This window comes from Eubacterium sp. F2 (assembly GCF_046244355.1).
Lineage (GTDB): Bacteria > Bacillota > Clostridia > Peptostreptococcales > Anaerovoracaceae > Aminicella.
In genome coordinates this window covers 926,927-939,592 of the sequence record NZ_CP176393.1, presented here as the reverse complement: position 1 = coordinate 939,592, position 12,666 = coordinate 926,927, and the positions used below count along the sequence as shown (strand labels likewise).

The 12,666-nt window shown below is 53.1% G+C and carries 9 protein-coding genes; 1 reads left to right on the top strand and 8 read right to left on the bottom strand.

Translation table 11 applies throughout. From position 1 onward, the window contains the following. Positions 1-268: 268 nt before the first annotated feature. From ACI77B_RS03870 to ACI77B_RS03835, 8 genes are all read right to left on the bottom strand, one after another. The gene (locus ACI77B_RS03870) at positions 269-1,306 is read right to left on the bottom strand and encodes a sugar-transfer associated ATP-grasp domain-containing protein (protein WP_409337458.1); all 1,038 of its coding nucleotides are present in this window, start codon (positions 1,304-1,306) and stop codon (positions 269-271) included. A 231-nt stretch (positions 1,307-1,537) separates the two neighbouring features. After that, positions 1,538-1,738 carry a 50S ribosomal protein L31 gene (gene rpmE / locus ACI77B_RS03865; protein WP_178262998.1) on the bottom strand — a complete coding sequence of 67 codons (201 nt, stop codon included), beginning with the start codon at positions 1,736-1,738 and terminating at the stop codon, positions 1,538-1,540. 135 nt (positions 1,739-1,873) lie between these two features. Next, the gene (locus ACI77B_RS03860) at positions 1,874-3,568 is read right to left on the bottom strand and encodes a P-loop domain-containing protein (RefSeq protein ID WP_409337457.1); all 1,695 of its coding nucleotides are present in this window, start codon (positions 3,566-3,568) and stop codon (positions 1,874-1,876) included. 3 nt (positions 3,569-3,571) lie between these two features. Beyond that, positions 3,572-4,483, bottom strand: coding sequence for a peptide chain release factor N(5)-glutamine methyltransferase (gene prmC / locus ACI77B_RS03855; protein WP_409337456.1), 912 nt, complete (start codon positions 4,481-4,483; stop codon positions 3,572-3,574). Positions 4,484-4,498: 15 nt separating this feature from the next. Next, positions 4,499-5,596 (bottom strand): DUF1385 domain-containing protein, encoded by a 1,098-nt coding sequence (locus ACI77B_RS03850; RefSeq protein ID WP_409337455.1) that lies wholly within the window; start codon positions 5,594-5,596, stop codon positions 4,499-4,501. Then, entirely contained in the window at positions 5,593-7,980 is a 2,388-nt protein-coding gene (rho, locus tag ACI77B_RS03845; protein ID WP_409337454.1) for a transcription termination factor Rho, read from the bottom strand. The genes ACI77B_RS03850 and rho overlap by 4 nt, the downstream gene beginning before the upstream one ends. A gap of 448 nt (positions 7,981-8,428) precedes the next feature. Next, positions 8,429-10,075 (bottom strand): ClC family H(+)/Cl(-) exchange transporter, encoded by a 1,647-nt coding sequence (locus ACI77B_RS03840; protein WP_409337453.1) that lies wholly within the window; start codon positions 10,073-10,075, stop codon positions 8,429-8,431. Positions 10,076-10,150: 75 nt separating this feature from the next. Then, positions 10,151-10,651 carry a DUF1934 domain-containing protein gene (locus ACI77B_RS03835; RefSeq protein WP_409337452.1) on the bottom strand — a complete coding sequence of 167 codons (501 nt, stop codon included), beginning with the start codon at positions 10,649-10,651 and terminating at the stop codon, positions 10,151-10,153. Between the two features lie 265 nt (positions 10,652-10,916). Here ACI77B_RS03835 and ACI77B_RS03830 point away from each other — a divergent pair, with 265 nt between their 5' ends. Continuing rightward, positions 10,917-12,647, top strand: a complete 1,731-nt coding sequence (locus ACI77B_RS03830; RefSeq protein WP_409337451.1) for a S1C family serine protease — start codon at positions 10,917-10,919, stop codon at positions 12,645-12,647. The last annotated feature ends 19 nt before the right edge of the window (positions 12,648-12,666 follow it).

Below are 12,666 nucleotides of genomic sequence, written 5' to 3'. Positions count from 1 at the left end.
TGATTTTCGATTGTCATCCTCATGCCAGTGCGGGGCTGCCGCAGCGCCCTTTCAGCCTGCCCGGGGGAGGCATCCGAAAAACTTCCCTGTTCCGCATAAATGAAAAGTGCGCTTCCGTCCCCGTCTCTGCGGAGAAAAAACGCACTTCAAAAAGCCATCATAAACCTTATTTTTTCAGGCAGGACAAAATCTCAGACCGCTGAAATTCTCTCCCGCCTGCGCGCAGACCTGTTCTCTGCACCGTGTTCATGATGGCATATTCAATTCGCTAGTACTGGAAGCTCGGAACAATCTTCTTCAGTGTAGGAATAATTCCGATTCCGTTCGGTGTCTGACCCGGCAGCTGCCAGAAGTCATGCGCACAGTAGTTGTTTCCCTCGATGATCGCCGGACCGGTCGGGGTGATCGCAACGTCCCAGCCGATATAACGCATCTGCGGAACAACCATAGCTGCCTCCAGAACCATCTGCTTGGCTTCCTTGAAATATGGAGTCTGGAAGCCGACCAGCTTATGTCCGGTGAACGGATGATATTCATACAGCTTGTCGGAAGTCGTCTCTCCCGGATGAGCCGGATACAGGAAGGTTCCGTCCTCCAGGTCAACAGGGCCGTGAACACCGTAGTTATCAACGACTCTCTTATTATTTCCGAACTTCTGAACCGCATAGATCAGATGCGGCTTTCCGTCATCGCCGATCAGTGTAATCATACGCATGCAGTTGACGGAATACGGATATACCTCCGCCAGCTTCGGATGGTTGACAATGCAGTCCTCCAGAGTACCGAAGCCCTTCGCCTTTACGTACTCATAGAAAGCCTCTTCATCGTCAAAATTATCCGGGTCAAGGAGTTCTGCTCCTCTTCCGCATGTCAGGTCACGCATTTTTGCGAAGATCTTCTGCTTCTGATCCTTCTTGCGTTTATAGAAATCGATAACCTCATCACGAGAAGCCTCAAGCATGTCGATAGACTCTCTTCCGATATAGTCCTTGAACACCTTGTTAAACTCATCTTTGTTATCGAAAATATGTGCGTAGCTCTCATCGTTATACTGAGAGATCAGCTTCTTGCTTCTGAAACGAGTCAGATAAGTATCTCTCTGCGCATCTGTCAGATTATAGAACTGGAAAATGATGTAATCATAATATCCAGCGTCAAACTTGCGCATGCAGTGAAGAATCTCTCTCACGCAGCGTGCTTTGCTGAAGCCGGAGCGCTCATGAGCGGTGTTCACTACATCATTGAATTTAGCGAAGCTCGCGTTCTTGAAAACTCTGAGCTTGTATCCCAACTTATTCTCTGCCATCTTTTCTCCTCTGCCTTTGCATTCCCGTTCTCCAGTGCCATTCCCGGCGCGGAGGGGATTTCCTGTTTATCTTTTCCAATGCCGCAATATTATACCATAAAACAGGCGGCGTCAACATATATTCGCAAGCAGATTTTCTGCCGCCGCGCAGCAGCGGATCCGCCTTATCTTCTTTTAAACTATGAAAAAAGCCGGAAGAAACTTCCGGCTGATCTTACGTTTGCAGGTCGATTACTTAAGGCCGTATTTCTGCTTAAACTTCTCGACACGTCCGCCACGGTTAGCGAACTTCTGCTGTCCTGTAAAGAACGGATGACACGCTGAGCACACATCAAGTCTCATTTCCGGTTTGGTCGACTTGGTCATAAATGTATTTCCGCATGCGCAAGTTACTTTACAGTCCACATACTTAGGATGGATTCCTTCCTTCATGCTTATTCCCCTCTTTCTCTGTGAGGCTGTGCCCCAGCAGTAATTTTGCTTTACTATAAACAGCTTATCAATGATATCACGATTTCTCCCTCTTCGTCAAGATGTATCTTTGACAAAAATTGACAGGCAAGAGAATTACCGGATATTCAGCAGCCGGCAGCGGTTCAGACAGGCGTAGATTTCCTGCATTCTCGGCATCGCCAGATCGCCCGGGACTTCCTGACAGAAGGCAGAAAACCCTTCCTTTTCCAGTCGTTTTCCAAAGGCATGCAGGACTTCCTGCAGCGTATGGCGCCCGTCAAAACCTTTTTCAAGCAGCTGCGCCGTCATGTGGCCGAGCGCGGTGACCTGCCCGGAATCCGCAAGCTGCTCCAGATAACGCAGATCCACCGTGTCATGGTTCAGACTGAATCCATCCAGTCCGTTTGTCCGGATCTTTATCCGTCCTCTGTGGCGGAGATCGTTTCTTCTTTCCGGAATCCGTGAAAAAGACGGCGGATCCAGCGGCTCCTCCGCGATGCGCGGCTTCTTCTCTTCCGCCGCTGCAGCTTTTGCCTTCTCTGTGATATCGTACGGCACATAACGGTCCATCTGAATAACCGTATCCGCTGCGTGGAAAAAGGCGCCGGAACTTCCGGCAACGATCACGGTAGAAATTTCCAGGCTGTCATAGAGCTGGCGGATCCGCTCGATATATGGCGTGATCGGTTCCTGGTCCCGGTGAATCACTCTCTGCATCAGTTCATCCCGGACCATGAAATTGGTGGCGCTGGTATCTTCATCAATCAGGAAAGTATGCGCGCCGGCTTCGATGGCCTCGGCTGCGGAAGCCGCCTGCGACGTGCTTCCGCTGGCGTCTGCCGTTGAAAAGCTTCTGGTGTCTCTTCCGTCCGGAAGACTGCCGATGAACATGGAAATATCCGTACAGCAGATGCTCCGTCCGTCTTCTGCCCGGAGCTTGACCGCCGTATCCTCCGTCACGACGAGTTCTCTTCCGTCGCCTTCAATATGCGGGTAGATCCCCTGTTCCAGAGCCTTCAGGAAGGTTGACTTTCCATGATATCCGCCTCCGCAGATCAGGGTGATGCCCCTGCGGATTCCCATGCCGCGGATTTTTCCGCGGTGCGGAAGTGTCAGCTCAACTGCAAGAGAATCCGGAGCCTGCATCGGAACCGCGCCTTTCATCGGTTTCTGAGAGATTCCGGAGGCTCTCGCCAGAATGCTGCCGTCTGCGATAAAGGCGGTCAGGCCCAGAGGCCCGAGCTGGTCGTGAATGTACTGCCGGTCATCAGCCAGGTCCATGACCCTTGTCATTTTCTTTTCGTCAAAGGATGCACAGCGCAGCGTCTGATCGACGGCGCCGGGCAGTTCCTGAAAGAGGAGGCGGATCAGCGGGCCGGACTGGATGGTCCTTCCTCTGGCCGGAAAGCCGGCCGTAAAACGGACGGTTACGCTGCCGTCATTTCCGACGGTGCAGGCGCTCCGCTCCAGAATTTCCTGTCCACAGCGCATACAGGACACCATGCCGCTCTTTCCGGATCCGGAATGGCCGGACATGGACCCTGCCGCGCGGGAGAAGCGCCTCAGCAGTGCGTCTTCCAGCGCGGTGCGGCGGTATTTCCGCTCGTATGTCTCACACGGAAAATCTGCAGTTTCCGGCTTTACCACGATTTCCAGATAGGACGGAGCGGCAAAAGGATCGCCCTGCACATGGACGATCCTCAGAATGTACGCGCCGAAGTCATATGCTCCCCGCGTCTCTTTATATGCCGGATAGCCGCGTCTGTCGATCCGGTGAAGAATCTCTTTCAGCTTATCCTGATTATTCATGAATTACCTATCTCCCTTCAAACTGGCAAATACGACACGATCTCTTCCTGCCAGGTCTTTCAGGCCGCGGATGTTTTCATAGCGCCCGGTCTCTTCCAGCAGGGATGTGACGTCATCCAGCTGGTCAAAGCCGATCTCCATCATCAGGATTCCCTGTTTTTTCAGATACTCCGGTGCTTCTGCGGCAATCCGCCGGTAGAAGGACATGCCGTCCTCGCCGCCGTCCAGGGCCAGCATCGGCTCGTGCTCTGTGATTTCTCTCTGGAGCGTGGGAATAATCGCGGAACGGATATAGGGCGGGTTGGAAAAGATCAGATCAAAGCGTCTGCGGTGGAAGCGTTTTCTGAAGGGCGCAAACAGATCGCCCTGCTGGAATTCCGCCTGCACGTGATTTCTGCGCGCGTTTTCTCTCGCGACAGCAAGTGCGTCCTCACTGATATCCGTGCAGACCAGCTTCAGATTCGCCTGACCGGCCAGTTTCGCAACAGAAATTCCGATCGCGCCGCTGCCCGTGCACAGATCCAGGATCTCCCAGCTGCGCTTTTTCTTCAGCGGAAGCTCCTCCCCGTTCAGTTTATTCTCTTTAATCACAGAAATCCCGTTTTCCGCCAGAATCTCGGTGTCCTGACGCGGGATCAGAACGCTCGGATTGACAGCAAACGGCAGCCCCATGAACTCCTGCATTCCGGTGATGTACTGCAGCGGCTCGCCCGCGCAGCGCCGGTCCAGCAGATGAAAATACGCATCGCACTGTTCATCATGCAGAATATGCTGATATTCCAGAATCAGCCGGGAAGTCGGCACATGCATTAAATAGCAGTAAAGCAATTTATTATCAATTGCCGCATCTTCTACTTCACATTCCCTCAGCTGCTTTTCTCCGATTTCCAGCAGTTCTTTTACTCTCATACTCATTAACAAAACCCTTCTTTACGATTCTATATGCTCTCCTGCCGGCGTTTCTCCCTCAATGCTGTCTTTCTCTGCATCCCGGTCGATATGCATGGCCTCCAGCAGTTCTGCGTCCGCATTGCAGATTCCCTCAATTTCCGGATCACTTTCCGGCTTCAGCACTGCCTTCATGACCGTCATGGCAATTTCCACCTGACTGTCGTCCGGTTCCCTGGTCGTCAGTTTCTGCAGCAGCAGACCCGGTATGCTGAGCGCCTCCACCAGCGGATTAGAAGATTTTCCCGCCCATTTCAGCAGCTCATAGGAAAACCCGGCCACCACCGGCATCAGCAGGATCCGGGACAAAATACGCCAGGCAAGGGAAGGCCAGCCGAGCAGGGAAAACAGCACCAGACTGACCACCATGACAAACATCAGAAAGCTTGTTCCGCAGCGCGGATGCAGGGTGTAAAACTGCCGTGCGTTTTCCGGCTTCAGCTCCAGATTATTTTCAAAGCAGTGAATCGTCTTATGCTCGGCGCCGTGATACTCAAACACGCGCCGGATATCCTTCATCCTGCTGATCACTGCGATATACAGGACAAACATGGCGATACGCAGAAGGCCTTCAATCAGATTCAGCCCGACTGCACTGTGCACAAAGGGTTTCAGCAGGCTGACCGCCGCAGTCGGAAGAACGGCAAACACCAGAAGTGCAAACGCAAATGCCAGAATCAGTGATACCGCCATCATCAGATTCCACACGCCCTGCTCTCCCAGATGTTCCAACAGCCAGGAATACACCGGCCCGCCTTCTTCTTCAGCGCCGGATTCCTGAGAACTCTCCGGCATTTCTTCATCCTCAGCAAAATATTCCGCGACATCTGCAGAAAAGGTCATGATTTTCATTCCGAAAACCAGCGAGCCGAAGAAACTGATGATTCCCCGGATAAAGGGAATCCTGCGCCAGGCTTTCTTCTGGTTCAGATTCCAGGTTTTCATGTAGATACGCTGATCCGGAAGGCGGACGGCCGCAGCCGTGCGGTAAGGCCCCTGCATCATCACGCCTTCCATAATGGCCTGGCCTCCGATGGAGGTCGGGCAGGCCTGCTTTAAAAATATCTTTTTCAGATTCATCTCTGCTCCTGATAAAATACCTTGCGGATAATTTCAATGAAGTCCTTATTATTTCTCGTATGCGCGAGATTATCGATGACTTCTTCTGTGACATCCTGTGTCGAACGGCTGGACATGGCTCTGCGCATCAGCCATACGGCTTCAAGCTCTTCCTGGCTCATGAGCAGTTCCTCACGCCGTGTTCCAGATTTATAGATATCAATAGCCGGGAAGATTCTCTTCTCTGACAGTTTCCGGTCGAGGTGAAGTTCCATGTTTCCTGTACCCTTGAATTCCTCATAGATGACATCATCCATGCGGCTTCCCGTGTCAACCAGCGCCGTTGCCAGGATTGTGATGCTTCCGCCGTTTTCAATATTTCTCGCGGCACCGAAGAAACGCTTCGGTCCGTAGAAAGCACCCGGATCAATACCTCCGGAAAGTGTTCTTCCGGAAGCCGGAACAACCAGGTTGTAGGCTCTGGTCAGGCGCGTCAGACTGTCCAGCAGGATCATGACGTCTTTTCCGTGCTCCGCCAGGCGCTTGGCTCTGGCCAGCATCATTTCCGCGGCTTTCACGTGATGCTGCGGCATCTCATCAAAGGTGGAATAAATGACCTGTCCATGTTTCAGTGTACGCTTCATGTCCGTGACTTCTTCCGGACGTTCGTCGACAAGCAGGACGAAGAGGTTGATATCCGGATAATTTTCCTCAATGCTCCGGGCAATGCTCTTCATCAGGGTCGTCTTTCCTGCCTTCGGCGGCGCGACGATCATGCCCCTCTGCCCTTTGCCGATCGGTGCAACCAGGTCGATCAGACGGACGGACAGATCGTTTGTCACGCCCTCCAGCCGGAGTCTTTCATCTGGGAAAATCGGCGTCAGAGACTCAAACTGCGGACGGTGAATCGCCGTTCCCGGGTCATCTCCGTTTACCGTCTTTACATACAGCAGCGCACCGAACTTTTCATTTTGTCCCGGTCTTCTGCTGATTCCGTAAATCTCGTCTCCGGTTTTCAGATTAAATCTTCTGATCTGTGTCGGTGAAACGTAAATATCCTGATCACTGGACATGAAATTGTCAAAACGCAGGAATCCAAATCCGCCGTCCACGATATCCAGGATTCCGGTTACTTCCGGACGTTCTTCCGGGGAATATTCGCGGTGTTCTCTCCGTCCGTGCTGGTGCTCGTGCTCTCCGGAATTTTCCTGCCCTCTGTGTTCGCGGTGCTCATGTTCATGGTTTTCTGATCCTTCTTCACGCGCAGCGTATCCATGATGTGAACCGGTATGTTCTGTCTCTGACGGTTCTGCATGCGGATCTTTCTCATTCAGCGGGAAGGAAGAATAGACCAGGCCCTCACCGCTGTTTTCCGCATGACTGCCTGTGTCCGAGGAATAACTCTCCTCTGCTTTCTGACCATCTCCAGCTCTGCGGACGTGGCGCGCGGCAGCGCGGACACTGCGTTTCCTGCGTTCTGCACGCCTGTCCATGCTGTTTTGTTCTTCTTTATCCGGATCAATGCTCATGGTATTGTCCGTTTTTTCCGGCCTTTCATCAGAAGCGGCCAGCGTGATTCCGGAAGCGACGACAGTATGGCTGCCGATCCTCATGCTTTCCTGCACGCTTTCATGACTGCTGTCTTCCGTCCCGGCTTCTGCATCTGCATCCTCTGCTGCTTTCTTTGTCGTGCGGCGCCGTGTCTTCGGCTTTTCTTCCGCTTCTGCCTCCGCGTCCTCTGCCGCTTTCTTCGTCGTGCGGCGCCGTGTCTTCGGCTTTTCTTCCGCTTCTGCCTCCGCGTCCTCTGCCGCTTTCTTCGTCGTGCGGCGCCGTGTCCTCGGCTTTTCTTCCGCTTCTGTCTCCGCGTCCTCTGCCGCTTTCTTCGTCGTGCGGCGCCGCGTCTTCGGCTTTTCTTCCGCTTCTGCCTCCGTGTCCTCTGCCGCTTTCTTCGTCGTGCGGCGCCGCGTCTTCGGCTTTTCTTCCGCTTCTGCCTCCGCGTCCTCTGATGCCTTCTTCGTCGTACGGCGCCGCGCCTTCGGTTTTTCTTCCGCTTCTGCCTCCGCGTCCTCTGACGCCTTCTTCGTCGTGCGGCGCCGTGTCCTCGGCTTTTCTTCCGCTTCTGTCTCCGCGTCCTCTGACGCCTTCTTCGTCGTGCGGCGCCGTGTCTTCGGTTTTTCTTCCGCTTCTGCCTCCGCGTCCTCGGCCGCCTTCTTCGTCGTGCGGCGCCGTGTCTTCGGTTTTTCTTCCGCTTCTGCCTCTGCGTCCTCTGCCGCCTTCTCCGTCGTGCGGCGCCGCGTCTTCGGCTTTTCTTCTGTTTCTGGCTCAGGAGTTTCTGCTGCTGCCGTTTCAGCGGCCTCCTGTACCATTTCTTCGTTTACACTCTCTTTTTTTACATTTTCTTCCATACTACCTGCGGCGCGGATGTCCCGCCTCCTCATATACCATACATACATCCTGAAAACATACATCATTCCGTGCATCTGCACACGGTTTTATACATTGCTCAATATCCTCTGATGTTTAAATCATCTTTTCTCTGAATCAAAGATAGAATCGGATCTGAAAACAACAGATGCAGACACTGCGGCCTGCACTTGAGATAAAAATTCGTGAATCTGACCGTTTCTGCGGTCTTTCATGTACAACTTCGCTTATCGATATTTTATATCAGCATTCTGGATTCTTCAATACCATTCACCAAAATTCAGTTCCACGGGGAATCTTCTGAAAATTGTATATTTCCCCTGTGCGATGATTTTCCCGCTGTTCGCCGCATAAAAAAACGCATCTCGTCAGTATGTACGAAATGCGTGATAAAAATCGTTTAAACCGGGGGGCAGAGCCCTGTTCACATCACTGTTCCGGATGTGCGGTGTCTTCATTCTGCCAGTCTCCCAGCGTGGTTCTGCACTGTTCTTCCAGCAGTTCATCCACCTGAATTGAACTTTTCGCGGAACACAAAACAGAAAGCTGGTCTCCCGCATGGAGGACAGTGCTTCCGCCCGGCACAATTTCATTTCCCTGATGAAGGATGGCTACCACCAGACTGCCCTTAGGCAGATGCATTCTGCTGATCGGCTGTCCGTCCATCAGACTTCCCATATGCACGTCACTGTCCAGGATGACTTTCGGCGCGCGGTGTCTGCTTCCGGAATCCAGGTTTTCATTTCTGGTGCGGAGCATCCGGTGCAGGAGCTGATCGTAGATCGGTTCTCCATGCATAGCCTGCGCGGCAATATACGCAGTCAGAGCCACGATGGTCAGGGACAGGAAATTCATAAAGTTTCCGGTCATCTCTGTAACCAGCAGAACTCCGGTAATCGGCGCACGGATCACCGCCGCGAAATATCCGACCATTCCGTACAAAACAAAATTCGTCAGGTAGACATCTTCTTCTCCGGTCAGGCCGCAGTACAGCCTCAGGAATAGTCCTCCCGTCAGTGCTCCGACAACCAGGAGTGGGAGGAAAATCCCTCCCGGCGTGCCGCATGTCGTGCAGCACATGGAATAGAAGAATTTCAGGAGGATCAGGACCGCCATTCCTGCAGCCATGTATTTCCCGGCCGCAGATGCCTCGATCAGATCATACCCGGTCCCCAGAGCATCCGGCCTGAGGAAGGCAATCGGAATAACCAGAAGAAACGGAACAACGATCCTTACTGTCTTATTAGAAATATGCTGATACACGTTCTGCATGACATCAGTAAATTTATTGAAGAACACACCGAATGCGCCCAGAATCACACCAAGAACCAGAAGCAGCCAGTAATACTTCAGCGGCAGCGCCCGTGAACCCGGAATGATCACCACCGGATGCAGGCCGAAAATCTGATAGGACACAAAATCCGATGTCACCACGGCGGCCATCGTGGTCAGGATAACCTCTTTATTCAGGTTGTTGTGAATATCCTCCAGGACGAACATCACCGCCGCGAGCGGAGCGTTAAACGCACAGGAAAGTCCCGCGCCGACACCGGCACTCATCAGGATCCACTCTTCCGTGACCGGACGTCCCAGCAGCCGCGCAGTGCCTTTTCCCGCCATCGCGCCGATCTGCACGCTCGGTCCTTCATTTCCCATGGACAGTCCGGCTCCGATTCCGGCGACCGTTCCCGCTAGCTTGCTGAAGATCACAGAAAGCCACGGCTCATCAATCTGCCCCTGCATCTCACCTTTTACCTGCGGAATTCCGGAGCCCGAAGCCAGCGGCACCAGTCTGACGGAAATACAGGCTGCGGCACAGCACAGGGCCAGGAGAACCAGTGCCAGGACAAGCTCTTGCGGGCTGGTTTTTGCCGCCTGAATCAACGTATCCCGGTAATGCTCCGCCTGATGCATCAGCAGACGGAGAACCGAAACCACCGCGCCTCCTGCAGCTCCTGCCACCGCACCTTCCGCAACGACCTGATACTGCCAGGAGAAAGCCCTCCGGATCTGTTCCGCAGATTCTGCCCCTCTTCCGGCCTTGTTTTCTCTTGTTTTCTTATCGCCTATACCCATGTCTGAATGGCCCAGATTACTGTAGTTCCAACCATGCTGAGGCAGATTGCGATCACGATGATCTTCGCTGCCAGTCTATGCTTCTCGTTCATTCTGCACCTCCTGAATATCAATATGAAGAGCGTTCTTTCCTTCCGCGATGCCTTCCAGGCTGACCAGGTAGATAACCTCAATACTGCCTGTTCCCTCATCGGTCAGGTCTGCGTCTACACGGTCCGTCAGAACCTCCAGCTTCATCGTGCCGTAAGGGGTCTCATACGGACTGTCCATGCGTTCGCCCTGCTTAAAGTGCATCTCGGTTTTTACTTTCCCCTCTTCATCTCTGCGCTGCATGTGAATGGAATCCTCCCGGATCTGCAGCGTCGTTATGCTTCCCGGGAAACCGGACAGCTCACTCTCCGGATACGTGAGGGTGACTCCCTCATCGTCCGCGCGGAGACTGCCTTCGGTCACAAACTCGACGACATCCTCTGCCTCGGTTCCGGCGAACTGCTTTCCCGTAATTTTCACTTCTACATTTCTGTCTTTCACGTTTACGCATCCTTTCTTCTCTGAATGCATCTTCAGCCCTTTCACGCACACCTCCTGCCGCGGCCAGTGTCCCCGCCGCTGTCCTGCATGCTGAAACGGCTGAAATTCAGCGGATAAACAACCTGCTAATGTAATATATTAACATAGCTCTTCCAATTTTTGAACACAGAAAAAACATATACATTGATTATACTGACTGTATGCAGAAAAATTCTCCTTCGGGATTCGGAATCGCCCAAGGCCATCCCGCCGCCGGCAGTTCAGCCTTCCGAACGCAAGAATAAATTCATCATAAAGGAGTTATTGAAACATGGATAATGATTTTAACGATTTCAGAAACCAGAATCCGGGCAGTTCATCCGACAATTCCGGCGGCCGCACGGCCTCGGGCGATATCAGCTGGCGTCACGTTGATCCCGCTTCAGAGGGACAAAATCCAACCGGCCAGGAGGCAGCCGCATGGCGCTCCTCCGGAGCATCTGGCAGTTCCGATTCCGGAAAACGGGAAAACAGCCGGCCGGACCCCTGGCAGGCATCGGGAAATGATGATGCTTACGGACAGTCTTACCGCAGCGGAAACGATTCCACAGAAAGCAGCGGCCTCGGAAATTCTTCCATGAACGCCGGAAGCTCCGGGAATAACGCCGCAAACACCGGCTATTCTTCCGATTACGGATATCGTTCTTCTTATACTGCAGGAGGATCTCAGGATTCCCCGCAGAACGAAAGCCGGGGCTATACCGGAATGCAGTTTGATGACGGATTCGGTCAGTATCAGCAGGATGACCGCCCCTCAGGCATGACCGGAAACGGAACAGGCTATACGGACTACAGCAGCAGTTATACCAGCGGGCAGGACTATTCCGGCGGATATTCTTCCGGAAATTACTACGGCGGCGGAAACGGCGGAAACGGATTCGGTCATGGCGGCGGAAAACGTTCCGCTGCAGCAGGCAGACCGCTTTACATCACCAGACGTACACTGATTCTGCTTCTGATCCTGTGCATGGTACTGACCTCCGCACTGACCTTCGGCGGCATCATGCTCTATAACAAGACCATTTACGGCGGCGATAACAGCGCCACCCACTATAAACTGGCAAAGTCCACGGAAACGCTTTCCTATAAGAGTATTATCGAGAAAACGCAGGACAGCGTGGTTTCCATTACGACTTCCTCCGTTTCCACAGACGGATGGGCGCAGAACTACGTTACTGAAGGTGCCGGAAGCGGAGTCATCATCCAGTCAAACGGATATATCATGACCTGCAACCACGTCATTGAAGGAGCAAGCAAGATCAAAGTCACGCTGCGGAATAAAAAATCCTATACGGCGAAGGTTGTCGGCGCAGATTCCGACAATGATATCGCTGTCCTGAAGATCAACGCAGTCGGCCTGACTCCTGCGACCTATGGAGACAGTTCCAAACTGTCCGTCGGCGACAGTGTCGTCGCCATCGGAAATCCGCTGGGAGAGCTGAGCAACACCGCAACAACAGGAATCATCAGCGCGCTGAACAGAAACCTGAACATCGACGGAAAGAAGATGAACCTGCTGCAGACCGATGCCTCCATCAACCCGGGCAACTCCGGCGGAGCACTGTTCAATTCTTCCGGCAACCTGATCGGCATTGTTGTCGCAAAATCCACCGGTTCTGATGTCGAAGGCCTCGGATTTGCCATTCCGATCAACCGCGCGGCAAAAGTCGCAAAAACTCTGATCAAGACCCACAAGGGCGCAAACGGAACAAGCACCAGCAGCACGCCGACCATCGGAATTTCCGTTGTCCAGCTAAGTGCGTCCGAAGCAAAACAGAACGGACTGGACGGCGCCGGCGTTTACGTCGCCTCCGTTACCAGCAGCAATGCGAAGAGAGCCGGATTCAAAGTCAGCGACCGCATCATCTCCGCAGACGGAACAGTCATCCGCAGCTACGACAAACTTAAGTCCGTACTGAAAAAAAATAAATCCGGCGACAAGATCAAGGTCATCGTCGCCAGAGACGGAAAATCCGTCACACTGACCACGACACTGGGGTAGACATGCTTGTAATAAACGG